The following is a 24,966-nucleotide window of genomic DNA, read 5'->3' as shown; positions in this document are numbered from 1 at the left end:
GGGCGGTCGATGGCATGAAAATGCGCATTCTGGAGCAATTCTTGGCACAAGTTGGCCCCGAACAACGCTCCACTGAGCGTCGTCGAGGGGTCCGGACCCCGGTGTGTCGCAATGCATTGCGTCTGTGCCAGTCCCCGCCCCCCTCGTTTGGCACAGATCGCGGCCTTGGCGGCACAGGTTGCCGGCGCTGCTCGCTCCGGGTCAGGCAGGGTCCTCTCTCCGGGCGGTCTTGAACCGCGCGCACCCCGCGCCCGGCCGTCAGAAATTGGCGCAGAAGCTCGCGTAATCCAGCGCGACCTGGTCGGCGTAATCGAGGGCGATCGCCCGCACCTTGGCGCGGAAGCCGGCGTGGTCCCCGTCGGTGAGCGCGTCGATCTCCCCGTCGACCGAGTCCGGGAACACCGCAGCATCCCAGTCCTCGTCGGCGCGCGCGTGCTGCGTCGCCAGGAGCTCGCCCCACTGCTCTGCGAGGTTGGTGAAGCGGGTCATCGTCGTGAGGCTCGCTGTGTCGAACGTGTCCTTGTAGGGCGACCGCTCGCGCACGCTGTAGCTCTGGCCGTCGGAGAGCGTCATCCAGCCGAGCAGATCGTCGACCCGGTAGCCGAGCGCCTTGTACGCGAGCACCGTCCGGTACGCGTGGTCGCCGCCGCTCGCCGCGTTGGTCTGCGAGACGGCGGCCGCGGCGATGCCGAGGAAGGCGCTCGGCGCGCCCTGGGCCTTGACGTCGAGGATGCGGTCGTCGTCCTGTCCGGAGGTCGGCCCCTCGATGAGCACGTAATACCGCGTCGCGCCGAGCGAGCCGATGCCGCTGTGCAGTCGCTGGGCGACGCTCTTCACCGCGAAATAGGCGGCCGGCAGCCCGGCGCCGCCGCCGCTCAGGGTGGCTCGGTAAGCCGACATGTGGCCGCGTACGTCGGTATCGACGGCGGCGGTCACCGCGGCGAGGTCGGGGTTGCTCGCCGTGTCGAGCCTGCGCACGCCGCCGACCTTGACCGTCCAATCGTCGAGCATCTCGACCCGGCTGTTCGAGGACTCGACGTCGTCGAGGAAATCGTCGAGCAGGCCATAGGTATCGCTCGCCGTGAACTTCCGCGTGGTCTCCTGGCTGTTCCCGGCGTAGCTCGCGATTGCGTCGAGGTACGCCTCGGTGAACGCGTCGAGGAGAGCGCCCTGGTCGGCGAGGCTGTAGCCGCCGTTCTCGCGCGCGACGAGCGCGAGGCTCGCGGCGAGCCGCCAGACGTCGAGCTGGTAGTCGCCGATGACCGCCTCGTCGAAATCGTTGATCGCAAATACGATGTCTCCCTGGTCATCATCGAAGGAGCCCGTGTTGCTCACGTGCATGTCGCCGCCCAGCCACGTCCGGGTGGCGCTCGCGCCGCCGTACGTGGAGAGCTGGGACGAGCTCCCGAGATCCTTCCAGTAGAGGTGGTTCGAGCCGCGGAAGAACGCGAAAGGGGAAGCCTCCATCTGCGCATACTTCTCGGTCCGGGCCCCCGCGGGCAGGCCCGCGTTGGCGCTCGTGATCTCGGCGACGACATAGCTCGTGCGGCTCGTGGCCGCCGAGCCGGGCGCGGCGACGAGGCCCACAGCGGAGAAGGCAGCGACGAAACAGCAACGGCGCGCGGTGAGCGCTGGAATCGACGGATTGAACATGATCTTGCTCCTGGCGGCGAGCGTAGTTGGGGATGGGTACGTCGATCGCCGCGCGTGCAGCAAGGAGCTCACGCCGCTTGACGCGCCCTCGTCGCGCGCTCGTCGCGCCGCCGCAATGGACGCGGCGGGCGCCGCCGGGAAACGGTGAGCCCCCTCAGCGAGCGCGCTCGCGCGTCCGCTTCAGCGCCGCCGTGAGGACGTGCTCCACGACGATATGGTTGTCCGGCGCGGAGGGCGCGTTGCGGCGGGAGCTCCCGGAGCGCCGCCGCGATGAGCAGCCCCCGCCCGGCTAATCTGGCCAGACCTCGATCCAGACGAACAGCACCTGTCCGGCGGCCTGGTTGTCGACCGCCACCGGATAGACGGTACGCGCCCGGAGCGCCGCGACGAGGTGACCGTGGTTGATCGCGAACCTGCCGATGAAGTCGTCGTTGATGAGGTCCCTGTCGATGAGCTCACCGCTCACGTGGACGTCCGGCGTGAGCGGCACGCCGCGCCACGTCGGTGGGCCGTTCCATCCTGGCGTGCACGTGTCGCGCTGCCCCGATCGATCGAGCGCGCGCCGTCCGAGCGACCGCGCGCCCACGAACAGCTCCGCCGAGCCGAAGGGCTCCGGCGGCTCGGTGCCCGCCCCCGCCGCCTCCGCGGCGAACCCGGCCACGCTGGCGGCCGCCGCGGCCGGGTGCTCCGTGCGGAGGAGGCCGCCGATGGCGGTGAGCGCCCCCGGCGCGACCGCGCCCATCCCGTCCCATTGACTCCCGTCCGCCTTGGCCGGGCTGATGACGGCGCCGTCGATGGAGATGCGGACACGGGCCGGCAGCGGCTCCGCCGCCGGCTTGCACGCAGCGCAGACGAGGGCGAGCCCACACAGCGAGGCCGCCCCGAGGAGAGGACGTGACGCCATGCCTCGAGAGCGTATCCCGGCCGGCGCGGATCACCAACGCGGAAGATCGGGCCGGTGGCGCGGCGAGGGCCTCGACGGCCTGGTGCTCGGTCCGGGCCGCGCCCTGGTCATCGAGAGGTCGTGGAGCCACGATCCGGAGGTGAAAGAGGGGAGGCGCCAGCGCACTATTTCTTCCGCGCGACCTTCTGCGCCCGCGCAAGGTCGTCCTTCAGGCGCGCGATCACGGCGACGATGCGGTCACGCGGCGCCGCGTCGAGCGACATCGCCAGCCCGTGGCTGTGCGCAAAGTCGATGAGCGCAGGGAGCACGCGACCCGGCTCGCCGGTGATCACCGTGGCGCGGGGGTGGATCCATTCCTGGTCGGTCGCGAGCTCGTCCTCCGCGGTCAGATAAGGCCGCAACGCCACCTTGAGCGCCGAGGGCGCCATGCACGCCGTATCCTCCTGGGAACGCCGCCAGAACGCGGCGGAAAGCCGGACCGGCCCGCCGCCCATCCACTCCGCGGTCCCGCCAGCACGCTGGATCAGGAAGCCGTAGCGCGCCGGGATTCGCGAGGACGTGGCGATGAGATAGCGGTCCGCGAGCACCGCCCTGCCGTCGAGCGAATCGGCCATGGCGGCGGCCGTCCCGGCGTCCGGGAACGAGGCCCAGAGTCGCGCGCGATCGGCGCGCGGGGGGCGGGCGGCGAGCGCATCAGGCCAGCGGACCTCACCGGGAAGCGGGGCCAGCTCGGCGGCCAGAACGGCACCGTGCTTCTCTGCGATCGCCTCGAGCTGCGAGATGGCGCCGTGGAGCGCTCCCAGATCCGGTGTTCCGGAGGAGAGCGATACGCCGCGGACCGGGACGGGGCCGTACAGGTCGAGGCCGCGCCTCTCGAGGACGGCGACGTCGTCGACCGCCAGCGCGACCTCCGCCGCCTCCAGCGACGCCGCGTCCTCGAACCGCAGGCCCGCCACGATCTCCACCGGATCGTGCTCGTGGACGCCCGAATACACGGCTCGCCCGCCCCGCTTCCACAGGAGCGCTCGCAGTGAAGGGAAGTCGTCGTCCACGGCCATGTCGGTGTGCAACATCACGCTCCCCCCGACACGCGCGATCGAGTCCGGCGCCACCTCTCCGTCGTCCAGGCGGATCCCCTCGCGCTCCAGGAGCGATCGCCACGCTTTCCCGTACCGCTCGCCCGGCGTCCACCCCGGCAAGAGATCTTCGATATAGCGACGGGCGTCATCGAGCTCCTCGAAGCGCCCGACGAGCACGCAGTCGCCGCTGTTGTTGCCGGAGAACCCCTGCCAGATACGGATGCCGTCGGAGAGCTGTGCCTTGCGCCGCGCGGGCCTGGCGCAGCCCGGGAGCGGCGCGGGGCCGAGGAGCCGCTCTCGCTCGGCAGACCAGGCAGCGAGCACGTCGCCCGCCGACCCGACGGGCACTCCCCGCTTCTGGAACGAACAGGCCTTGAGCGTGCGGTCCGAGGTGATCGTCACGAAGTCCAGACCCGCGCCACAGTCGCCGTCCACCCCCTCGAAGAGGCGCGGCACGGGCTCCAGCCTGTCTCCGAAGCAGACCGATAACCGCGCTCGAACAGGGCTGTCGGCGATGATCTCGGCGAGGCGGCGCTCGCCGTCCCGGTCAAGGTGGTTGGCCGGATCGAGCCCTACATACCGTAGCAGCGCCACGTCGCGGCACCCGAGCCGGGCGAGCCGCGCGAGGAGCGCGGGCAGCGACGGGAGCTGCGCCGGCGTCGCGAGCACGTTCACGCCGAACGTCACGCCCGCGGCCGCGAGCAGCTCCAGCCGGTCCTCCCAGGGCGTGTCTTGATACACGGAGACCCGGATCTCGCCGATGTGCGGCGCGAGCGCACGGAGCCTCCGCTCCGTGAGCAATGTGCCGTTCGTCGTGACGTGGAGAGCGAGCCCGGTCTGCTCGGCGAGGCGCGTCAAGAGCTCGTCGAAGCCGGCAAATGCCAGCGGCTCTCCTCCGCCGAAAGCCACCTCCAGGAGGCCGCGGCGCGCGAGGCCCGAGAGCACGTCGAAGGCCCCGTCCACCGTCCACGCGCTCGCCGCGTCCAGGTCCCGCGAGCAGAACGAGCACGCGAGGTTGCACCGGTTGGTGATCCCGAACAGCGCGACGCGCGGGGCCCGCCTCGTCAGCCGGCGCGTCGCGGCCCCGTCCCAGCGCACGTTCGTCCCCGTTCGCGCATGGAACCAGAGGAGCGCCCCGTCGAGCGCGTGGGGCCGGAACACATCGCGGGACGGCAGGGGGATCGCGTCTTCCATGACACGGGGAGTCTACCCTTGCTGCGGCGCTGGATCATCAGGGGAGGGCTCTCGGCGAGGTCCATCCCTTCAGTGCAACGTAGTCAGCGGCTGACGACCATGCGATCGACGAGCTGCTGCGCGAGGACGAGGACGCCCAGGTATCCGTCTTCGGCATTCTCGACGACCCACGCCGTGAGCTCGTCCGCCGCGGTCGCGGCGCGGCGCTGGAGGTCAGTCCGCGCGCGGACACCAGCGAGCAGGCCGAGCGTGGTGGCCGTCACGAGCCGGGCGAGCAGCTCCCGGAGCACGTCAGGGAGTTCCTCGACAGTCCACTCGACGATGAGCCGCACATCGTAGCCGACGAACAGCCCCGGATGTCCCGCGCAGGCGGGCACGAGCGCAATACCGGTGTTGCACGCCGTGCTGTGGGCCCATCGAGGACCAACGCACGCCGCGTTCCCAGCGTCCAGGGCCTCGCGCGCGTCCGAGCCCATGACCGCGTGAGGCAGCCCATGGCCGAAGAGCGCCACGCCATCGAGCGCGCTGTCCTCCAGCGCGGACTCCAGTGTCCTGCGGACGGCAGCGCCGCCCTGTACGGCGATGGCCTCGGCCCCGGCGGCGAGACGGATGGTCTGCTCGGCCATCCAGCGGCTGTTCCACAGCGCGGCGTCATCCGGGGTCCAGGCCGCGAAGACCAGAAAGCGCGCCATCAGCCCGCCTGACGCTTCTTCGCCTGGACCTTGACCATGCGCACGGCGGCCCCGTGGATGTCTTGCAGGAAGTGCAGGGCCACCGCGTCGTCCTCCTGAAGCAGCTGCAGCATCTCCTTGGCCGTGACGCCCGCGCCATCGGGTCGCCGGAAGACGACCTCGTCTTCCGGCGCGTACTGGAGGAGGTGCTCCAGCGCGCGCTTCGCGGGGCCTGGCTCATAGAGGTGCTCGCGATCGATGCGCGGGAGGTCCGCACGCTCGACGACAGTGCAGCCGTCCTGGAGCGAGACGTCGTAATACCCCGTAGGGTCGAGGTCGAACAGGTTGGAGTGGGTCGCGATGAAGAGCTGGTCGATGTGCTGCTCCTCGACGAGGCGCACGAGCAACTGGCGCAGGGAGCGGCCGCTCGTCGGGGCGTGGAGGTGGGCCTCCGGCTCCTCGATGCCGACGGCGCGGGCGCCGAGCAGCATGGCGCCCGCCAGGATCGTATAAACCTGCGCGACACCGAGGCCGACGAGATCGATGGAGACGTCGCGGCCCTCGGGGTTGGGCTCCGGGAGGAGCTCGCGCAGATCGATCTCGCCGGTCCGCGGGTCCTGGACCGGGGCGAAGGGAGGGCGATGAAGCGGCTCCCCCGCGAGCAACGCTCGGAACGAGGCGAGCTTGCGGCGAACCTCGTGGCTCGGGCTGAGCTGAGCCGCGAGCAGCGCGCTCTTGAGGCGGCCGGCGCGGAGATGCCAGGCGATGACGTCTTCCCCCTCGGGCGGAGCGGCGGTCTCTTCGTGCCGGGGCTGGCGGTCCGCGCTCACGAGCGTGTAAGCGCCGGTTGATAGCTCGAAAAACAGCTTTCTCAGCTGGATGCGTCGGCGGGACTGTTCGGACTCACGCTCGGACGAGGGGAGCGACGATAAAAGCCCCCGCAGATCCTCGTCCCCTGATCTGAGGACCGACAACGAGAGGCTCGGCTGCCGCTCGAGAGTCCAATCAACGGTCACCTCCATGACGAGCTCCGGCGCGGAAAGCAGCCCAGCTGGTACCAGAGTCTCGTCTTGCGGCGCCACGAGCCGAGCCCCTAGCAGGATGACTTGTGACGGGTCATGAGCGCAGACATCGCGCCGGCTGAGCACACCCGCATCGCACGCTCTCACAGCGCCCTCAACGCTCGACAGCGCCCCGCTCTCCGTGATCACATCGGCCAGCAGGAAAAGCGTGCTCACGGCTTCCAGGAGGTTCGACTTGCCGCTCCCGTTCGGGCCATAGAAGACGTTGAACGGACCGAGATCGTCCACGCGGACATCCCGGAGGCTGCGGTAGCCCTTGGCCCAGAACGACGCGATCCTCATGACGGCGCGATGCTACACACGGCCCCCGGCCCGGGCCAGCGCAGCGCGCTACCGCAACTGCCGGGCGGACGTACGCAGCTCGCTCCACGTACCTTGCGCCTGAGGGGCGGGCTCTTCGTCGCACAGGGCCAGGATCCCCGCCCACGACCGCCGCTCACCCCCGGCTCATCCGCGCGATCGCCTCGGCCAGCGCGCCGTCGTCCGCGCCCTCCGCAGCGCCCGCGAGCGCCTCCTCGGCGGCGGCGAGGGCCGCGTCGCGGAGGCGGTAAAGGTGCGGCTCGGGGATGCGCTCGCGGGCCGCGAGGACGCCTGGCGGGACGCCGCGCAGCATCTCCAGGACCAGCCCGAGGCGGCGGCGGGCCTCGGCCGGCGGCGGCGCGCCGAGGCCGAGCCGCCGCCGCGTGGCCGGCGGCGCGGCGGCGAGGCGGCGCGAGGCCGCCTCGGCGACCTGAGCGGCGAGCGCGTGGTACGCGCGCGGCGACGGGAGCTGCGCCTCAGTCCATACGAGGAGCCGGACGAACTCGCGCGCCCCGCCCTCGAACGCCCGCCGCCCGTGGAGCATGCGCCGGTTATCGACGACCAGGATGTCCCCGGCGTCGAGCGACAGCTCGATCACCTCGCGCCGCGACGCCTCGACGGACCGCGCCAGGCGCGCCGCGATCGCGTCCCCCGGCGGCACGACCGGCGCGTGCGTGAACGAGAGCGCGCCGCCGCGGAGCGACACGGTGGGCCCGAAGAAGTCGCCGAAGACGAACGGGATGCGCCGGTACACCGTGAAGAGCGCATCGAAGAGCTCCGGATCGGCGCGCTCGATCGTCGAGAGCAGCGCCCAGCCGTCGAGCAGGAGGCACCCGCCGCCGCGCTCCGCGGGCCTGACGCAGGCCATGATCTGCACGGCCGGCGGCGCGCCCGCGAAGCTCTGGCTGTCGGTGTGGAGCGGCGCCGCCACCGAGCTCGCCGCGAACGATCTGCCCCCCGGCACCGCCTTGATCGGCTGCCGCTCGACCAGGAGCGGCCTCGCCCCGAGGAGCCGCTCGGCGAAGGTCCATGGCGCCCGCGCGGCCTCCTCGAGGGCCAGCGCGGCGGCGTCGTCGCCGCGGAGGACCGAGAAGCCGCGCGCCGCGAGCTCGTCGAGCAGGCTCACCGGACCACGCTCCGCCCCGGGCCGGATCCATCGCTCGCGCATCCACGTCCTGCGCTCGATATCTCACGACGTTCAACCTTCATGGCCACCAGCCACATACCGACTCGGAGCGCAGAGCCTCTCATCGCCCTCTTCTCTCTTCCTCTGTGCCCTCTGTGCCTCTGCGGTTCAATCTCTCTCCTTGAGGGCGGCGCTCAGCCATGCCTGGCACCGCGCTCCAGACAGAGATGAAACAAAGCCGCCAAGACGCCAAGAGAGAAGAGATAATTTCTCTTTCTGTTCTTGGCGCTCTTGGCGCTCTTGGCGGTTCATCTCTCTCTCCTCCGAGCATCGCTCCAGAGCAGTGCTCGGAAGCGTCTGGCATGGCGTTCCGGTACAGAGACCGCCCGTCCACCCCGCCCTCGCTCACCCATCGAGGAAGCGCGCCTCCCGGAAGCCGGCGCGGAGCAGGTCGCGGGGGACGGGCAGGACCCGGAGCAGCGGCGCGCCCTCGGGCACCTCGATCGGCGCTCCGATGCGGCGCACGTGGAACACCGCCGGGGTCGCGAAGAACGCGTCGGTCGCGACCACCCCGCGCATCACGTCGTAGCCGTCGCCGTGGACGCCCTCGAGCAGGCTCGACCAGCCTGGCGGCGTCCGGGTGAACGCCCACGGCTTCACGAAGAAGTGCGGCTCGCCCGGCGGGTGAGGCGTGAAGTACTTCGTCAGGTACCAGAGCGCCCCGCGGTTCGCGGCGAGGAAGTCGTCGCCGTAGACCTGGGCGAAGGTGCGCTCCACCGCGGCCGCCCCCTCGGCCAGGCGCGGCGCATCCGGCGCGACGGCGAGCGTGTGCCCGTCGAATGTCGCGCGGAACGCGACGGCGTTCCGCACCACCACGGACGCGAGCCGAGCCCCGCCGCGCCAGGGGACCGGATCCGGCCCGGCCGCGGTCGTGACCTCGGCGACCTCGTCGATCTCGGGCGCCCCCGGGCCGGCCACGACGAGCCGCGCGCGCGCCCTGCTCGCGCCCCCGGCGCTACCTGTGCCGCCCGCGGTTCCCGCGCCGCCCGCGGTTCCCGCGCCGCCCGCGGTTCCCGCGCCGCCCGCGGTTCCCGCGCCGCCCGCGGTTCCCGCGCCGCCCGCGCTCCCCTCCCCCGCCCTCGCCTTCCTCTCCCCTGCCCGCGCCCTGTCCCCCACCAGGCGCCGGTACTTGCGCGTCACCTCGCCCTTCTTCACCGCGAAGTAGCGCGCGTCGTAGAACTCGGCGTGCGCCCGCCCCACCTCGGGCGCATCCGCGAGCGCGCACCCCTCGATCTCCACGTCGGGCCGCACCGGCGCGATGCAGCCGATCTCGCCCTCGAGCCGCAGGCTCCGGGGCGCCTCGTCGCGGAGGCGCAGCTCGACCACCAGCGGGACGAAGGCGCTCTCGTCGGCGAGGTACGCCTCGCTCACCTCGATCAGCACGTTCCGGCGGTTGGCGGCGCCCGCGACGCGCAGCCAGATGCCCGGGTCCGGGCGCACCAGCAGCCCGGTCCACAGCCGCAGGCGCGGCGGCCCGAGCCCCGTCCGGCACCCCCACGCGAGGCCGGCGCGCAGCGCCCGGTGCCACGCCCCCTCCGGCGCCAGGAAGCCCTGCGAGACCAGCCGGGGCAGCGCGGCGCGGTGCGCGCGGAGGAGCGCCTCGCCCCCCTCACCCGCCGGCTCGGCGCGGAGCGACCCGAGCCGCCGCTGCACCTCGATCGGCCGCGCCAGCGCGATCTGCAGCCCGAACGCGTTGCCCTCCAGGAGCGGCACGCACGCCTTGGCCACGCGGAGCGGCACCGCGCCGTCGAGGTCGCCGGTGCGCCGGGTCAGCCGGCAGAGGCCGAGCGCGTCGAGCACCTCGAAGCAGGCTTCACCCGCCGCAGCCACCGCCACCGCCGCAGCCGCCGCCGCCGCCGCAGCCGCCGCCACCGCCGCAGCTCGACGAGCTGCAGCTCGATCCGCCGGACGAGTCGCCGCTCCGCGAGACGACGACGGGCGGGGTGATCGCGTAGACCATCGGCCCGAAGAGCGGCGACAGCGCGAGCGACGCCGTGCCGGCCGCCGCCACCGTCAAGCCGATGTCCACCGCCTCCCGGCGGCGGCCGCCGGCGACGTCGGCGCGGAGCGAGACCGTCGAGTCCTCGAGCCAGCGGAGATAGGCCGACTTCATGGAGCTGTAAGGGCTCGTGCGCGTCGCCACGATCCACGTGACGAAGAGGAGCGCGATCATCTCGATCACGAGGAACGTGTGCGGCCGGTGGAGCTCCTCCGCGCGCAGGACGCGGATCAGCCCGATGCCGAGCAGGACGAGGCCGATCGCCCACACGACGGCCGAGAGGATCGCGACGGTCCCGCGCGAGCGGAGCATCCCGGCGGCGTCCAGCTCCGCGCGGAGCTCCCGCTCGACGTCGGACGCGACCCGGTCCGCGCACGCGCGCACATTTTCCACCGAGAGCGTCGCGCTCGGGTCGCCGCCCGGGCGCAGCGCGCTGAGCAAGCCGAACAGCGCCGACAGCACCCGGTCCCGCGGCGGCGCGCCGCCCACGACCTGGAACGCCTGCGGCGCTTCCTTCGCGTCCCCCACGGGGACGAGCCACCCCGCGCCCATCGCGACGGCGATCAGCGTGGCGGCGACGCCCTTGTTCCCGTCCCGGAGGTACGCGATCGCCCAGTACTCGTCCGGCTGCGGGATCCAGCCCGCCGAGAGCCGCTGCCGCTGCGGCGGCTGCGCATGGAAGCGGTAAGGCGTGCCCGCCGCGGCGGCCGCGGCCACCGGCGCGCCGCCCGGCAGCGCCGACCGATCGAGCGACACGCCGAGGGCCTGGCGCGCCATCGCGGCGAAGAAGAGGCCGGCCACCGAGAACGCGAAGTAGAAGAGCAGGAACACCGGCCCCGACTCCACGTTGAACGGGAAGAAGTCGAAGATCTCGTGGATCATCGCGCCGCCTCCTCGTGCTCGAGCCGATCGACGTCGTCGACCGCGCGCGCGAGCAGCTCCGCCAGCGCCTCGTAGGCCGCGACCGGCGCCTCGTGCGCGCGCTGCAGCGGGGCGACGTCGGCGCCGAGGAGCTTGCCCGCGCCCGCGAGCACCGTCGCGAGATCGTCGCCCCCGTCGACCCCGCGCAGGCCGAGCAGGGCGTGCAGCGGGCCGCGGATCTGCTTCACCTTGCGGAGGACCGCGCCCCGCAGGGCGTCGTCCGAGCCCATCCCGTCCACCACCGCGCGCCGGAGCCGGATCTGCGCCTCCCGGAGCTCCTGCTCGACGCGCAGGCGGCGGTTCTTGCCGTCGATCACGAGCGCCGAGAACGGGTCGCGCCCGGAGAGGAGGACATGGCACCGGCGGATGTCGTCGTAGAGCAGCGGGAACACGTCCGCCGCCCGCGGGATCTCGGCGGCCGTCAGGATCATCGCCTCGATCCGCGCCGCGTAGCGCGCCAGCTTGAGCGCGTTGGCGATCGCGTCGAGGCCGGCGCGGGACGCCTGCTCGAGCACCACCATGAGGTCGACGTCGCTCTGCCCGTCGCGGTAATCGCCGCGCGCCGCGCTCCCGTAGACGAGCAGGCACGCAAGCTCGTCGCCGAGCGTCCGCTCCAGGCTGTCCTTGAGCTCGACCAGCCGCGCCTGCACCGGCGCCGGCAGCCTGGAGACGGCGCTCCCGTTGGCGATGGTTCCTGTCTTCATGCCCTATCCTCGCGGCTCGATCAGCCGGACCTCGGCGCTCGAGCCGATCCCCTTGATCGCCCAGATTACCCGACCTCCAGGCAGCCGCTCTCGTCGAATGAACGGCAGGCGCCTGGGCCGCACGCTCCCGTCGGCCGCGGGCCCGACGAAGCGGGCGCGGAGGAGCAGGCGATCGACGATCGCCTCGGGCGCGAGCCGCGCGTCGGCCTCCGCCGCGGCGGCGATCCGGAGCGCGTCGGCGACGGCGGTCAGGCGCGGGGCCCGCGGCGACGCCTCGACGCACCGGGCCGCCAGCCGCGCCGTGGCCTCGCGGTGCGACGAGAGCCGGGGCAACAGCGGGAGCGCGTCGTCGACGCGCTTGCGCTGGAGGATGGCGCGCGACCGGGCGACATCCGCGGGATCCAGCGGTCGCACGGCGTCCGGCGGCGGGGCGAGAGGGGCCGTGAGCAGCTCGGCCACGCGCGCCTGCACCGCGGCGAGCGCGGGGGACTCCGCGGGCGGCTCGGCGGTGGGCGCGCGCCGCAGCGCCGCGCGGGGGGCGGGCGGCGCGGGGCGAGGCGGCGCGGACCGGGCGAGCTGCCGGGCGATCGTGAGCTCGGCCGCGAGGTCGGCGAAGGGCGGGAAGTCGCCGTCGCGCTCGAGGAGGATCGGGACCGGCCCGGTGCGCGCGAGCACGGCGGCGAGCAGGGCGAAGACCGGATCGGGGACGGGGTGGGCGTGCGTGTCGAAGTAGAAGCCGTGCTCGCGGGCGCCCCCGGCGACGTGGATCATCGCGACGCGATCGAGCGGGTACGATCGGGCGAGCTCGTTGGGATCGGCGCCGGCGTTGACGGCGTTCGCGTAGACGTTGCCGATGTCGAGGAGGAGATCGCAGCCGGTGCGGTCGACGACCTCGGCGTAGAAGCGCCCTTCCTCGAGGGCCTCGCCGGGGAAGCGCAGCGTGCACGCCGCGTTCTCGAGCAGGAGGGGGATGTCCGGGAGCGCGCGCCGCGCGGCGGCGACGTTCCGGGCGACGACGCGGGCCGCCTCGACCGTGTACGGCAGGGCGGTGAGGTGGCCGATCTCGTGGCCGCCGCCGCGCACGAAGGCCACGTGCTCGCTGACGACGGGGGCCGCGAGCTCCCGGCAGAGCGCCCCGAGGCGGCGGGCGCGATCGAGGTCGATGCCCGAGGCGCTGCCCAGCGAGAGCTTCACGCCGTGGGGGACCACCGGCCAGATGCGCGCGACGGCCGAGGCCTCGCGCCGCGCGGCCGGGCTGGCGAAGCAGGCCTCGGCCACGACCTCGACGAAGTCCACGGCGTCGGGCGCGGACAGCAGATCGGCGGCGATCTCGGGGCGGAAGCCGATGCCGACGAGGCCGACGCCGGCGAGGCCGGCGCCGGAGAGGGGCGAGCTGCTGGAGGAGCGATCGAGCACGCGAGGACCTCGCCCAGTTTGCCCCGGCCGAGGGGGCTCGCGATAGGGGCGTGCGGCGCCGGCCCGGCCGCTCACGGCCGTCTCCTCGCATGGACACGCTATGTCCGCACTCCCGCCTCGAGCGTTGCGCGACCCGGCGCCGCGCGCGAGGCTCGACGTGGTGCCGAATGAAGATCCTCACCATCGCCCTCGCGCGTCATAGCCAGTTCTCCGGCATCCTCGAGGTGCTCCGCCGCGCTCACGAGATAACGCTCGTCGCGCCGGACGGCACCGGCGAGGCGGCCGGGCTCCGGTCGGTGCCCTTCACGCCGGTCCGCGTCGCCTCGGGGAGCCGGGCCGAGCGCGCGGTCGGGTCCTTCCTGGGCACGGCGCGCGCCGTCGCCAATGCGGTCGAGCCGCTCCGGCACGAGCGCTTCGATGTGGTCTTCGGACAGGCGAGCTTCGGCTGCACCCACGAGATCCGCCGCGTCACCGGCGCGCCCGTCGTCTCCCACGTCGAGCTGCCCGGGCGGGAGATGGCCACGGCGCGGCCCGAGTTCCCGCCCTCGCGCGAGGACATCGAGGCCGGCGAGGCCCACCGCGCCCTCGTCGACCAGAGCCTGCGCGGGTCCGATCTCATCATCACGCCCTCCCGCCACGCCGCAGGGCTGCTCCCGCCCGACGTCGCGCCGCGCGTGCGCGTCAGCATGGAGGGCTTCCGCGTCGGGCCGTTCAGGGGCGCCGCCGAGCGAAGAGCCCTCCGGGAGCGTCACGGGCTGCCGGCCGACGCGCCCCTGCTCGGCTACTTCGGGAGGACGCTCGAGGCCATGCGCGGCTTCGACGTCTTCGTCCAGACGGCGCGCGAGGTCCGGCGCGCCCTGCCCGGGGCGGCCTTCCTCGTCGTCGGCGAGCCGGTCACGCACTACGGCAGCGAGCAGGCCGCGCTCGGCGGCGAGAGCTTCAAGGACTTCGCCCTGCGGACCGCGGGCGTGGCCGAGCGCGAGCTGATGTTCCGCGGGCTGCAGCCGTTCCCGGTGTACCGCGAGCTCCTCGCCGCGGTGGACGCCGCGGTCTTTCCGATCTTCGAGAGCGCCGGGCACTGGAGCTTCTTCGACAGCCTCGCCGAGGGCACGCCCGCCGTCGCGGCGCGCCGCGCCTTCTTCCCCGAGGTGATCGCCGAGGGGCAGAACGGGTTCCTCCGCGACGTGCGCGACGTCGCGGGCTTCGCCGAGCGCTGCGTCGCCCTGCTGACCGATCCCGCGCTGCGGGCGCGGATCGGGCGCGCCGCGTGGGAGACGGCGCGCCGCGACTTCACCGAGGAGCGCGCGGCGGCGCGGTACGAGGCGGTCTTCGAGGAGGCCGCGCGCCGTTGTTGACGCCCCCCGCGCGGGCCGGCGTGAGCGTCAGCCGCGCGGCGCGGCGGCCGCGCCGTCGAGCGCGCGCGCGGCGTCGAGCGCGCGCGCGGCGTCGAGGTCAGCCGGGGTGTTGATGTTGATGTAGCGGCCCTCGAACCGGAGCGCCGAGAAGCGGACGCCCCGGCGCATCGCGAAGCGGAGGGCCTCGGTGATCTCCCGCTCGTTCCGGGACGGGTCGATCGGCGCGAGCGCGAACAGATCGAGGACCTCGGGGGTGAGCAGGTAGAGCCCGAGCCCGCAGGCGAGATCGCCCGGATCCGGCGGCTTCTCCGCGAGCTCCTCCACGAGCTCGCCGCGCAGCCGGACGCCGTAGTTGCGCCGCACGCTCGCGGCGTCGCCCCCGGACCAGACCGCCAGCGCGGGCGCCGGCGGCCACGGCTCCACGAGGCGCCCGTCGAGCACCAGGTCGCCGAGGACGACGAGCGCCGGACCGCGCACGAGGTGCCGCGCGCAGAGCATCGCGTTCGCGACGCCGTCCGGCGCGGCCTGGCGAACGATCGCCGCCCCGGGACACCGCGCGCGCGCGAAGCGCGCCACGTGCTCGTCGTCGCCCGCGACGACGAAGACGGGGGGCGCGCTCACGGCGTGGTAGGGCAGGAGCTGGCGCATGAGCCGGCCGACGAGCGGCTCCGCGCCGAGCGCGATCATCGACTTGGGCACCCCGGACGGCTTGTGCTCGCCGAGCCGCGTGCCGCGCCCGCCGCAGATGAAGACAAGCTGCATGGCGTCCCCCTTCACCCGATCGGGTGCGGCGTCGGATCGCCGTCGAGGCGCGGCCTGAGCGCGTCGCAGTCGAGGGGCGCGAGATCGGGCGTGATCACGCGCACGACCCGCAGCCCGGCCCGCGCCACCTCCGGCGTCGTGAGCTCGACGAAGCACGCGTCGGAGAGCCGCGCCGCGACCTGCCGCCAGGCGGGCGCCGGCGGGCGGGGCCGAGCGACGCCTTCCGGGCGCAGCCAGCGCTGCCGGCTCGCGATCAGATCCGGCCGGATCGCGTGCGCGCGCGGGTGATCGCTCAGCGTCCGGGGAGGGTACGCGGGCGGCGGCTCGCCCCGGGCGAGCCACCCCCGCAGCCAGATGTCCACCACCACGGTCTCGAGCGTCGCGGCGCGCGCCGCCTCCTCGAGCGAGCGGCGCGCCGCGAAGCCGGTCGCGGCGTACGGCGGCTCGGGCCGCTCGAGCAGCGAGACGACGACCTCGAGGCCGCTCTCGCACGGCAGCCGGCAGAGGTGGAGCCCCTCGATCGGGACGGGGCGCACGTCGACGCGCTCGACGGGCAGATGGAAGCGCCACGCGCGCATGAGGCTGTCGCGCTCGACGCGCTCCTCGAGCGCGTGCTGGATCGCCTCGTCGAGCGTGCGGCCGAGCGCGAGGCCGCAGGTCGTCTGGACGCCGAGCGACGGCTCGCCCGGCGCGCGGTGGTAAGGGAAATAGACGAACGCCGCGGGCACCCAGACCGGCCTGTCGTCCGCGAGCGACGTGGCGCGCGCCCAGCGCAGCGGCGCGCCTTCGTCGAACGGCTCGCCCGGCGCCAGGCGGCGCGGATCGAGCCAGTGGCCGTCGAGATCGCGGGCGCGCGCGAGCGGCAGATCGTCGGGCGCGAACGCGGGGCAGTAGCGCTCGACGCTCTCTCCGCTCGCCCGGACGCGGGCCGACGCGATCGTCGTGTCGGCCGCGATGCCGTCGTTGAGCGCGCGGACCGCCTGCTTTCCCCCGAGCGGATCGGTGCAGCACCCGACCGCCAGGGCCGCCACGATGCCCGGGAAGCCGCTCGGGATCTCGTTGACCCGCGTCACGACGCCGAGCCGCTCGCTCACGAGCGAGTCGATCCCCTTCGCGTCCGCGGGCGGACGCGCCGCGCCGCACCGCGGGCACCCGGGGGCCGGGGGGAAGCCGTGCGTGCGCGATCCGCCGTCGGGGAAGAGCTCGATCTGGGCCGCGCCGGTCGCGCCCTCGCCGTCGATCCACGGCCGCACCGCCGCGGCGACGCGCGCCGCCATCCCTCTGGCCGCCTCCTCCACCGGCCGGCAGCCCTTCGCCCCGTTCGACCGGCGGCGCGCGGTGAAGCAATCGAAGCAGCCCGACCCGCCGGCGCCCAGCGTCGGCCCGACGAGGACGCTCCCCTCCTCGCCGGCCTCGATCAGGATCCACGGCGACTGCGCGTGCTGATCGAGCGCCCGCAGCGCGCCGAGGTCGTCCCAGTGGCACGCGACGACGACGCTCGCGGCCGCCGCGCCGCTCGGTGCGCTCGCGCCGGAGAGCGCGCCCCGGAGCTCCCTGGCGAACGGCGTGTATCCCAGGATCTGGATCTCTCTTCGCATGGCTCATCCCCCCGCGCTCGACGACTGGAGACCGCCGGCAGGCTCCCGGCCGGCGGCGGCGCGCGCCGCGATCTGCGCGTAGATCTCGTCAGGCAAGCCCAGCGTCCCCCGGATCTGCTGCACATCCCGGATGGGGCGGTGCGCGACGAGGAGCCTCGCGGTCATGCGTGGAATACCGAAGCGCGCCGCCAGCTCGTCGGCGTCGCTCTCGTTCAGGGCGGCGAGCACACCGCCATGGCGCTCGCCGCGCTCCGGCGCGGGGCGCGGCGCGACCGGCCCCGCGTCGGGCTGCGCGGGCCTCGTGGGCTGCGCAGGCTGCACGGGCTGCGCGGGCTGCGGGCGCCCCGCGCGCGCCGCGGCCGCGCGCACGGCGGCGCAGCAGTCGATCAGGCCGGCGCCGAGCCCGGCATCCCGCGCGGGCGCCGCGGCCGCCGCCATGATCGCGCGCACCTCGGCGGGAGCGAGCGTGAGGTCCTGCGACAGGATCAGCGCCGCGACGCCGGCGACGTGCGGCGTCGCGAACGAGGTCCCGAAATCGGATCGCGCTCCCCCGCCGACCGCCGCCGAGGTGATGTTCTCGGCGGGATCGTTCGAGCCCGAGCCCCCTGGCGCCCCGAAATCGACCTCCTTGCCATAGAACGAATACCTGCCCCGGCCGCCGTCCGGCCCCACGGCGCCCACCGAGATCACCGACGGGTAATCGGACGGGTAGTGCGGCTGGTCGGCGCCATCGGGCCAGTTGCCCGCGGAGCAGACGACGACCGCGCCGCGCTCCACGGCCGTCGCGATCGCGTCCCGGATGAGGCCCACGTCGCCGCTGGTCTTCCAGCTCAGGCTGATCACGAGGCGCTTGCCTGCCGGGACGCGGCTCAGCGCATAGAGAATGGCGTCGCGCCGCCGCGCATAGCTCGCCGTCTCGCCCGAGAGCGGCACCTTGAGCGGCAACAGCCGGCAACCGCGGCAGACCCCGTGAACGGACTCCGCGCCATTGCCCACCAGGATGCCGGCGATGAACGTCCCGTGCCCGACTTCGTCGTCCGGGACCGGCGTCCCGTCGCTCGCGAAGTTCCAGTCGTCGTCGTCTCTCCGCGGCAGGATCCCGTCCTTCAGCGCCGGGTGCGCCGTGTCGACCCCGGAGTCGATGACCGCGATGATGACGTCCGGCGAGCCCTCACCCGAGCTCCACGCGTCGGGGGCGCGGAGGAGCGCCAGGTTCCACGCCGCCGCGGCCCCGCCGCCGCGCGTCGACGCGCTCGACGCGCCAGACGCGCCCGCGGCGCCGCCCTCGAGGTCGTCGAAGCCGATGAAGTTGGGCTCGGCGAACTTCACCTCTCTCTGTCGATTGAGGCCCTCGATCGCGCGCGTGAGCCGCGCCGGCTCCCGCGCGCCGTCGAGGAGGCGCAGGGTGAAGAGCCCCGGAGTGCGGTGGCGCTCCGCGATCTCGAACCCCGCGGCGGCGATGATCTCCGCCTGCCGCGCCTCGGGGACGCCGTCCGCGAACTGCACAGCGCACAGCTCCGGATCCATGTACCGGCGGTTCGCCGACGGATCGCGGAACGCGGGGGTCACCTTCTCCACGTCCGGCGCCCGCTTGAGATCGGCCAGGATCTGCGGCGCCGACTCGCTCTCGGGCACCTTGAAGAGCCGGTGGCTCGCGCGCGGCCCCGGGCGCGCTCCCTCCCGCAGCCCCAGCGCCGCGGGGCCCGGCGCGCGCGCGGCGGCCTCGGTCTCGCGGAAGCTCACCACGACCTCGGAGGCGTCCGGCGCGAGCTCGACGCGGCGCCCCGTGAGCTTGTCGCGGTAGGCCAGCTCGGGGACGTCGAAGACCGCCGCGAGCGCGTCGAACGCCGCGGCGTCGAGCTCCGGGATGCCGCGCAGCTCCGAGACGAAATAGAACGGCCGCGCCGCGACCACCGCCCGGGCGGCGGCCGCCGGGATCCCCGCCTTGCGCGCGAGCTCTTCCTCGCTCGCGGCGTTGATGTCCAGCTTCGGGAGCTCGAACGCGCGCACCCCGCGCGCCACGCGGAACGGCAGCGCGCGGCGGAGCTCGCCGAGGGCCGCGAACGGGCGCGCCCGCACGAGCGCCTCGACCTCGTCCGGCCTCAGATCGAGCAGCGCGGCGAGCTGTTGCCTGGAAGCCTCATTGACGTGGACCGATCGCATGACTTGCCTCCTCCTCCAGCACCTGAAACAGCTCGGAGAGACCGCAGCACGAGGGGTCGTGCCCCGGGTCGTGGCGCTCGGCGACATAGCGCTCGTGGGGGCACCACCCGCGGCAGTACTTGAAGTAGCGACACCCCTGTTGCTGCGCCTGCGCCGCGCGGTTGCCCGCCGCGAGCGCCTGCGCCCGCGCCCCCGCGCGCATCTCGTCGAAGCTCTGGGTCACCACGTTGCCGAGCGTGTAATCGGGGTCGCCGACGAACTTGTCGCAATGGCCGACGCTGCCGTCGGGCTCGATCGAGAAGAACGCGCCGACGCAGCTGCCGAGCAGCTCGCAATGGCCCGCCACCTCCCCCCGCGCGGCGCGCGCGGCGCTGTCGAGCTCGCGCACGTGGATCCACGGCTCGGGCCGCGCCTTGCGCGCCCGGTCGAGGTCCAGCAGAAAGCGCACGTACGTCGCCCGGTCGACCCACTCCACGCCGGGCCGCCCCGCTCCGTTGCCGGGGCGGGTCGGGAGCACGCCGACGCGGGTGAGCCCCTCTTCCTGCAGGAACCGGATGATCCGCTCCGCGCCCGCGGCGAGCGTCGCGCCGCCGATCACGAGGTAGACGTGCTTGAGCAGATCGGCCTCGCGCAGCAGGCGCAGCCCGCGGCGCACCTCCGCGAACGTCGTCCGGCCGCTCACGTGCAGGCGCGTGCGGTCGTGGAGCTCGGGCGGCCCGTCGAGGCTGACCCCGACGTGCATCCGATACCGCAGGAAGAACCGCACCCAGCCGTCGTCGATCGTGGTGGCGTTCGTCTGGATCCGATTGAAGATCTGCTGTCCGGGGCGCTGGAACCAGCACTCCAGCGCGAGCGTCCTCAGGAACGCCTTCTGGCCGAGCAGCGTCGGCTCCCCGCCGTGCCACACCACCTCGATCGTGCCGTGCTGGCCCGACCCGATCAGCTCCTGGAAGAGCCGGGCCTGCACGGGAAACGTCATGATCTGGTTCGTCTCTGCCCGCCAATCGTGGCAGTACGTGCAGCGCAGGTTGCAGAGGCGGGTGATCTTGACGATGGCGCAGGCGTAGCCCGCATAGGCCATGTCCTGCCCCGGCGCCCAGCGGAGCCGCGTGGGCGTCGCGGGCGCCTGGCTCGGCCTGGCCGCCCTGAGCCACGCCGCCTCGTCGGCGGTGAACAGCGCCTCGAGCGGCCATGTCGCCAGCGCCTCCACAGGGTCGAGGGCGCGCCGGAGCAGGACGTCGAGCGCGGCGCGCCCGGCCTCGTCGAGCCCCTCGGCGGCCGCCCAGAGCGCCGCCGCGCGCGCCTCCGAGCCCAGCGCCAGGGCGGCGCTCGCCTGGCTCCGGAGCACGACGGGGCGGCCGGCCACCGCGACGTCCGCGGGCAGCTCCGCCGGCGCCGCCAGCTCCAGCAGCTCGCGAAAGCCCCCGGCCCCGCCCTGCGCCTCGGCGAGGCCCGCGAGCGCGTCGCGCGCGCGCCCGAGCGCCTCCGGCGACAGCGTTTCTTCGACGTGCAGGCTACTCATCGGCTCCTCACCTCCCCGGGCTCGCCGGCAGGGCCAGCGCGAGGAACGACCTGCCCTCCCGCATCATCAGCCCCCTCGCGCAGAACTCGGCCAGCGCGGCCTCCACCTCGCCGGCCGGCGCGGAGATCCCGGCCTTCGCGGCGATGCTCTCGACCGCCAGCGGGCGCTCGCTCGCCGCGAGGTACAGCGAGGCCAGCGGCTCCTCGAACGAGTACGTGCCGAAGCTCGCCGGATCGCGCAGGTCCTCGATCTGGAGCAGCTCCGGCGACGACCAGTAGGTGAGCGACGGCCGCGGCGTCCGCTTCCAGGCCTCGATCCAGGCGGTCACCGCCCTCGACAGCCCCGTGTACGCGGACGCGTCCAGCGTGTCCTCGAGCTGGTAGTCGAAGAAATAAGCGACCTTGTCGAGCTCGAGGTGCCGCGGATAGACATACGCGTAGCTCTTCTCCGGCCGCACGTAGGCGGCGGGGAACGACGCGCGATCCGCGTAGATCGGGCTGAACCGCTCCATCCAGATCGGCCCCGCGCCCCCGGGCGGCTCCAGGTGGGTGAGCCGCGCGATGAGCTCGGCCTGCTCCCGGTAGTCCTCCGCCGTCTCGCCGGGGAAACCCCAGATGAGGTTCCAGCCGACGCCGATTCCATAGTACCGGGACCAGCGCATGGTGTTCACGTTCTGGATCCCGGTCACCCCCTTGCGCATCAGCTTGAGCACGTGGCTGCTCAGGGACTCGATCCCTGGCTGGATGCGCCGCACCCCCGCGTCGCCGAGCGTCTTCAGCTGCTCCCGGGTGAGGTTCGACTTCACCTCGTAGAAGAACTGGTAATCCGTCCGCTCGTCGGCGAGCCGGGTAAAGAGCGTCTTCAGGTACGACGTCGAGACGATGTTGTCGACCGCCTCGAACTGGAAGCTGCGGTGGCGGCGCGCGAGCTCGGCGAGCTCCTTCGCCACGCGCTCGGGCGACTTGGCGCGGAACGCCATCGTCGAGCCGTTCAGCCCGCAGAAGGTGCAATGGTGCTTCTCGCCCCACCAGCAGCCCCGCGCGCTCTCGAACGGGATGTCGACGACGCGCCGGCCCGCGCTGGGCAGGAGCCCGAGCGCCTCGGCCCGCTCGAAGTACTCGCCGTAGTCGGGCACCGGCAGCTCGTCGAGCTGCTCGAGCGGCGGCCGCTGCCGCGGGCTCGCCACCTCGCCGCGCCGCCGGCACGCGACGCCCGGGATCCCGGCCGGATCGCGCCCCTCGTGCAGCGCGATGAGCAGCTCCGGGAAGGCCAGGTCGCCCTCGCCGCACACGGCGTAATCGATGCAATCGACGGTCCGGCAGAGCTCGACCCCCATGTCGCCCTCGAAGTTCGAGCCTCCGAAGATCAGCGTCACGCCCGGGTGGCGCTCCTTGATGCGCCTCGCCAGGGCGAACGAGGCCGTGTTCTGCTGGAACGTCGACGTGAACCCGACCGCCCGGAAGTCCCCCCAGGCGATCGCGTCGATCAGGTGATCCAGGTAGCGGGGCACGGCCTCGTGGCGGAGCGCCCGCAGCCGCTCGGGCGACTCGGGCGAGCCCGCGGGCTCGGCGCCCGTGGCGGGCAGGAGGTCCTCGAGGAAGCGATCCTCGAGATCGGGCGCCCGGTCGCCGAAGGCCGCCAGGGAGAACAGCCATTCGCCGACCAGGCGCCCGCGATGCCGACAGAGGTGCTCGTACACGGTCGGGCTGACCTGGACCGCGAAGTCCAGGTTCAGGTGGTGGGTCGTCACCGGGAACCCGTGGGACTCCCCGATTGCCTTCAGGAGCCCGAGCTGGATGGAGGGTCTCGTCATCGACACGAACGGCATCGTCACGAGCGCGACCCGCCACGACGCGCGCGACCTCCGTGTCTCTGCGTCCAGCCTCGTCACGTCGCCCCGGACTCCCGGTGAGCCGGGCCGGGCCTCTCCCTGTCCCGTACCGGCCGCGTCGAGCAGCGATAGACGCCGCCTGATCCCAGGCGCCGTTTCGCTCGCGATTTTCCTGGGCGACGAGCTCATGGGCTAGTTAGTCCAGGTGACGGTGGCGCCGCCGACCGAGATCTCCTTGGCGGCGGCGGCCTCGCCCTCGAACTCGTACTTCGCCGCGGCGCCCGCCTTGAACGCCGACTTGAACGCGTCCGACAGCCTGGGCAGGCTCGTCGGCGCGGCCGGCTGCGCGGGCTGCGCCTTCGCCCTCGCCGCGATCGTCTGACCTGCGATGCTGATGATCGCGAGCAGGAGGCCGCGCTCGTTCTCGGTGAGCACCTCCGAGAGCTCATCCAGCTTGGTCGCGAGCTTGTCGATCTCTGCTTGTGTGGGCTTGATTTCCATCTGTTTTCACCTTTCGTGAATGGTTGACCGAAACCCGGCGGCGCCATGGTGGCCCGTCGGAGCTTGCGGGGCTCTTTCGCCGGCCGAGGGCGCCTGCGTGCGCGCCTGCGTGCCTGCGCGCCGGCGCGCCGGCGCGTGTGCTGGCGCGCGCTCCTGCGACCCGCGGGAGCCGCGTCGTATCGAGCCCCTGAGGCGTCCCTCGAGTTCTTCAGAAAATTCACAGGGAGACGGGGAGACGGGGAGGAAACTCTCGAGATGCCCCCTGTCCCCTCGCCTCCCCGTTCAATTTCTCCCCTGAAAGGGCCACAAATGACGGGACTCCTCGGATTGAGCCCCTGAGGTACATTGCTTCTGTGGTGCGGACTCTATCGCTCTGCCGGCGCTCTGAACGCCAGGCGGTCACGCTGGAAGCACTCGACGGCCATACAATGATTTCTGACTCACGTCTGGTCAAGGCAAGGGCCATGAGGCTGGCCTGCCATCCATGCCGGCGCGCCGGCGTGTCGACTCATCGGCTCGTCAGAGCCCCTCGACCCGACGCGCAATGGCGGCGCGCTCCGAACGCGGCGCGGCAAATGCCAGATGAAGTTGGATTGATGTTGGATTGATGTCAGCTTGATGTCAGCTGCTGACGAACGCTGTCGCGCGGGCACGGCCGCGGCGACGCGTCGGCGCGCCGATGGCCGGCTCTCGCGCGCGTCGCGCGGGACGACGCGCCGCGACGGCGCGACAGCAGGCCGCGACGGCGGCCTTCGTCGATCGGGCCCCGCCGCCGGGCTCAGCGGCTCAGAGGAACTGGCTGCTCCACTTGCGGAACGTCATGATGCCCTTCTCGCCGGCGCACAGGACGGGCTGAGGGCGATAGATCTTGTTCTCCCAGATCGGGATGTCCTCCTCGAGCTGCCGGCACACCTCGGCGGCGAGCGCGAGGGCGAGGCGCTGCGCCCCGTCGTTGCGCGTCCAGAAGGCGAAGCGGACGTCGATGAGGTCCTCGTCGACCGGGGTGACGGTGTTCACGAAGAGGAGCTCCACGATGCCCGTGAAGCGGATCGTCCCGTAGCCCATGCCGTGGCCTTCCCAGGTGATGGTGCCGTCGACGACCCGCCCGCCCGGGCCCTTCTGCTTCACCGCCGACCGCGAGCGGATGACGTGGCCCTCGATCTCGAGCTCGGTCCGGGGCGGCTCTGGCATGCTGTGCACGGCCACGAAGTGCGCCGGATCCACGATGTTCTCGAGCGCCTCCTGGACGTGCGTCCGGATCCTCCACCGCTTGCTCAGCGCCATGGACCACTCCGGCGAGTGCGCCTCGGCGAGCGGCGGGATCTCGAAGTCGGGGGGCTCGCCGGACGGCGCATGGTGGACAAGGATCAGGCCGTCGAGCTCGCGCGTCTCCCAGGCGCGGATCCTCGCCTTCGGGGGAATCGTGTCCGCGTAGGGGATGTGCACGCACGCCCCCTCGCCGGAGATGACCCATCCGTGGAACGGGCACCGGATCCCGCGCGGCTCGACGCGGCCCCCCACCCCGAGGTGGGCGCCCATGTGAGGGCAATGGGCGTCGAGGACGCGGACCTCACCGTCCTGCGTCCGGAACAGCACCAGGTCCTGCCCGAAGCAGCGGAGCGGGAGGGGGCCGCCCGCGGGCAGGTCCTCCGAGGAGGCGACATGAAACCAGCCTCTCGGGAAAGGCGGAAGAGGGATTCGAGCGCTCACGTGGGTCTCCTTGGCTCCGCGCCTGTCGGGTCCGCCCAGGCGCGCGTGCGGCGCCGGGGGTGCTGGCAGCGTCGTGCCGGCGGTCGCGGCACGAGCTCACCATCTTACGAGACCCGGGCGCGCCGAGGTACTGCCAAGCTTGTCCCTGCGGCCCGGCGCGCCCGAGCGGGCGGCCGCGCTCCAGCGGAGCGCGCGGATGCGGGCGATGCGATCAGGCCGGGTGGAGCGCCCTCTCGAGGCCGTGGCGCGGCCGGAGGGTCGCCTCGGCCTGGGGCGACGCCGGGTGACCGGGAACGAGGCGCGCGCGGAGCCGCCTCGGCAGGACGGCGAGGAGGACCTGCGCCGCGATCGCCGCGCGCAGCTCGCGCTCGGTCTCGGGGTGCCTGTCGAGCAGGTAGAAGAGCCAGGTCATCAG

Annotated in this window: 19 protein-coding genes; 1 reads left to right on the top strand and 18 read right to left on the bottom strand. The window is 73.2% G+C overall.

All coding sequences use genetic code 11. The features are described from left to right. Positions 1–258 precede the first annotated feature (258 nt). The 10 genes from WME85_RS12025 to WME85_RS11980 all read right to left on the bottom strand — a co-directional run bounded on the left by WME85_RS12025 (position 259) and on the right by WME85_RS11980 (position 13,109). Positions 259–1,653 carry a DUF2252 domain-containing protein gene (locus tag WME85_RS12025; RefSeq protein ID WP_437837798.1) on the bottom strand — a complete coding sequence of 465 codons (1,395 nt, stop codon included), beginning with the start codon at positions 1,651–1,653 and terminating at the stop codon, positions 259–261. Positions 1,654–1,942: 289 nt separating this feature from the next. Continuing rightward, entirely contained in the window at positions 1,943–2,557 is a 615-nt protein-coding gene (locus WME85_RS12020) for a hypothetical protein (protein WP_437837797.1), read from the bottom strand. A 164-nt stretch (positions 2,558–2,721) separates the two neighbouring features. Beyond that, entirely contained in the window at positions 2,722–4,830 is a 2,109-nt protein-coding gene (locus WME85_RS12015; protein WP_437837795.1) for a radical SAM protein, read from the bottom strand. 83 nt (positions 4,831–4,913) lie between these two features. Continuing rightward, positions 4,914–5,522 carry a hypothetical protein gene (locus WME85_RS12010; RefSeq protein ID WP_437837793.1) on the bottom strand — a complete coding sequence of 203 codons (609 nt, stop codon included), beginning with the start codon at positions 5,520–5,522 and terminating at the stop codon, positions 4,914–4,916. Continuing rightward, complete coding sequence (locus WME85_RS12005; RefSeq protein WP_437837791.1) at positions 5,522–6,865, bottom strand: AAA family ATPase; 1,344 nt, start codon at positions 6,863–6,865, stop codon at positions 5,522–5,524. The genes WME85_RS12010 and WME85_RS12005 overlap by 1 nt, the downstream gene beginning before the upstream one ends. A gap of 154 nt (positions 6,866–7,019) precedes the next feature. Then, entirely contained in the window at positions 7,020–8,051 is a 1,032-nt protein-coding gene (locus tag WME85_RS12000; protein WP_437837789.1) for a TauD/TfdA family dioxygenase, read from the bottom strand. Between the two features lie 363 nt (positions 8,052–8,414). Next, a complete protein-coding gene (locus WME85_RS11995) occupies positions 8,415–9,941 on the bottom strand; it encodes a hypothetical protein (RefSeq protein WP_437837787.1) in 1,527 nt (508 codons plus the stop codon). Continuing rightward, complete coding sequence (locus WME85_RS11990) at positions 9,883–10,950, bottom strand: TIGR04222 domain-containing membrane protein (protein WP_437837785.1); 1,068 nt, start codon at positions 10,948–10,950, stop codon at positions 9,883–9,885. Before WME85_RS11990 ends, WME85_RS11995 begins: the two co-directional genes overlap by 59 nt. Further along, positions 10,947–11,693: a nucleotidyltransferase domain-containing protein gene (locus tag WME85_RS11985; protein ID WP_437837783.1), complete on the bottom strand. Its 747-nt coding sequence runs from the start codon at positions 11,691–11,693 to the stop codon at positions 10,947–10,949. Before WME85_RS11985 ends, WME85_RS11990 begins: the two co-directional genes overlap by 4 nt. Before the next feature lie 3 nt (positions 11,694–11,696). Next, positions 11,697–13,109 carry a DUF692 domain-containing protein gene (locus WME85_RS11980; protein ID WP_437837781.1) on the bottom strand — a complete coding sequence of 471 codons (1,413 nt, stop codon included), beginning with the start codon at positions 13,107–13,109 and terminating at the stop codon, positions 11,697–11,699. Between the two features lie 167 nt (positions 13,110–13,276). Here WME85_RS11980 and WME85_RS11975 point away from each other — a divergent pair, with 167 nt between their 5' ends. Further along, positions 13,277–14,464 carry a glycosyltransferase gene (locus WME85_RS11975; RefSeq protein WP_437837779.1) on the top strand — a complete coding sequence of 396 codons (1,188 nt, stop codon included), beginning with the start codon at positions 13,277–13,279 and terminating at the stop codon, positions 14,462–14,464. A gap of 27 nt (positions 14,465–14,491) precedes the next feature. On the opposite strand, the gene WME85_RS11970 is transcribed toward WME85_RS11975, so the two are convergent. From WME85_RS11970 to WME85_RS11935, 8 genes are all read right to left on the bottom strand, one after another. Then, positions 14,492–15,226 carry an NTP transferase domain-containing protein gene (locus WME85_RS11970; RefSeq protein WP_437837777.1) on the bottom strand — a complete coding sequence of 245 codons (735 nt, stop codon included), beginning with the start codon at positions 15,224–15,226 and terminating at the stop codon, positions 14,492–14,494. A gap of 11 nt (positions 15,227–15,237) precedes the next feature. Beyond that, positions 15,238–16,824, bottom strand: coding sequence for a YcaO-like family protein (locus WME85_RS11965; protein WP_437837775.1), 1,587 nt, complete (start codon positions 16,822–16,824; stop codon positions 15,238–15,240). A gap of 3 nt (positions 16,825–16,827) precedes the next feature. Further along, a complete protein-coding gene (locus WME85_RS11960; RefSeq protein ID WP_437837773.1) occupies positions 16,828–18,987 on the bottom strand; it encodes a S8 family serine peptidase in 2,160 nt (719 codons plus the stop codon). Then, positions 18,965–20,509 (bottom strand): radical SAM protein, encoded by a 1,545-nt coding sequence (locus tag WME85_RS11955; RefSeq protein ID WP_437837772.1) that lies wholly within the window; start codon positions 20,507–20,509, stop codon positions 18,965–18,967. The genes WME85_RS11960 and WME85_RS11955 overlap by 23 nt, the downstream gene beginning before the upstream one ends. Before the next feature lie 7 nt (positions 20,510–20,516). After that, positions 20,517–22,343: a RiPP maturation radical SAM C-methyltransferase gene (locus WME85_RS11950; protein WP_437837770.1), complete on the bottom strand. Its 1,827-nt coding sequence runs from the start codon at positions 22,341–22,343 to the stop codon at positions 20,517–20,519. A 189-nt stretch (positions 22,344–22,532) separates the two neighbouring features. After that, a complete protein-coding gene (locus tag WME85_RS11945) occupies positions 22,533–22,841 on the bottom strand; it encodes a hypothetical protein (RefSeq protein WP_437309246.1) in 309 nt (102 codons plus the stop codon). A gap of 786 nt (positions 22,842–23,627) precedes the next feature. Next, positions 23,628–24,551 carry a Rieske 2Fe-2S domain-containing protein gene (locus WME85_RS11940; RefSeq protein ID WP_437837767.1) on the bottom strand — a complete coding sequence of 308 codons (924 nt, stop codon included), beginning with the start codon at positions 24,549–24,551 and terminating at the stop codon, positions 23,628–23,630. A gap of 211 nt (positions 24,552–24,762) precedes the next feature. Beyond that, positions 24,763–24,963, bottom strand: a complete 201-nt coding sequence (locus WME85_RS11935) for a hypothetical protein (protein ID WP_437837765.1) — start codon at positions 24,961–24,963, stop codon at positions 24,763–24,765. Positions 24,964–24,966: the final 3 nt, after the last annotated feature.

Source organism: Sorangium sp. So ce1153 (assembly GCF_051521595.1).
GTDB lineage: Bacteria > Myxococcota_A > Polyangia > Polyangiales > Polyangiaceae > Sorangium.
Note: the sequence above shows the minus strand (reverse complement) of the source record. Positions and strands in the feature narration are given on the sequence as shown.

Bases quoted from the DNA above. Each gene is read 5' to 3' on its own strand.
- WME85_RS12015 (WP_437837795.1), bottom strand. From the start codon at position 4,830: ATGGAAGACGCGATCCCCCTGCCGTCCCGCGATGTGTTCCGGCCCCAC.
- WME85_RS11990 (WP_437837785.1), bottom strand. From the start codon at position 10,950: ATGATCCACGAGATCTTCGACTTCTTCCCGTTCAACGTGGAGTCGGGG.
- WME85_RS11970 (WP_437837777.1), bottom strand. From the start codon at position 15,226: ATGCAGCTTGTCTTCATCTGCGGCGGGCGCGGCACGCGGCTCGGCGAG.
- WME85_RS12010 (WP_437837793.1), bottom strand. From the start codon at position 5,522: ATGGCGCGCTTTCTGGTCTTCGCGGCCTGGACCCCGGATGACGCCGCG.
- WME85_RS11960 (WP_437837773.1), bottom strand. From the start codon at position 18,987: ATGCGATCGGTCCACGTCAATGAGGCTTCCAGGCAACAGCTCGCCGCG.
- WME85_RS11965 (WP_437837775.1), bottom strand. From the start codon at position 16,824: ATGCGAAGAGAGATCCAGATCCTGGGATACACGCCGTTCGCCAGGGAG.
- WME85_RS11955 (WP_437837772.1), bottom strand. From the start codon at position 20,509: ATGAGTAGCCTGCACGTCGAAGAAACGCTGTCGCCGGAGGCGCTCGGG.
- WME85_RS11935 (WP_437837765.1), bottom strand. From the start codon at position 24,963: ATGACCTGGCTCTTCTACCTGCTCGACAGGCACCCCGAGACCGAGCGC.
- WME85_RS11975 (WP_437837779.1), top strand. From the start codon at position 13,277: ATGAAGATCCTCACCATCGCCCTCGCGCGTCATAGCCAGTTCTCCGGC.
- WME85_RS11945 (WP_437309246.1), bottom strand. From the start codon at position 22,841: ATGGAAATCAAGCCCACACAAGCAGAGATCGACAAGCTCGCGACCAAG.
- WME85_RS11985 (WP_437837783.1), bottom strand. From the start codon at position 11,693: ATGAAGACAGGAACCATCGCCAACGGGAGCGCCGTCTCCAGGCTGCCG.
- WME85_RS12000 (WP_437837789.1), bottom strand. From the start codon at position 8,051: ATGCGCGAGCGATGGATCCGGCCCGGGGCGGAGCGTGGTCCGGTGAGC.
- WME85_RS12005 (WP_437837791.1), bottom strand. From the start codon at position 6,865: ATGAGGATCGCGTCGTTCTGGGCCAAGGGCTACCGCAGCCTCCGGGAT.
- WME85_RS12020 (WP_437837797.1), bottom strand. From the start codon at position 2,557: ATGGCGTCACGTCCTCTCCTCGGGGCGGCCTCGCTGTGTGGGCTCGCC.
- WME85_RS12025 (WP_437837798.1), bottom strand. From the start codon at position 1,653: ATGTTCAATCCGTCGATTCCAGCGCTCACCGCGCGCCGTTGCTGTTTC.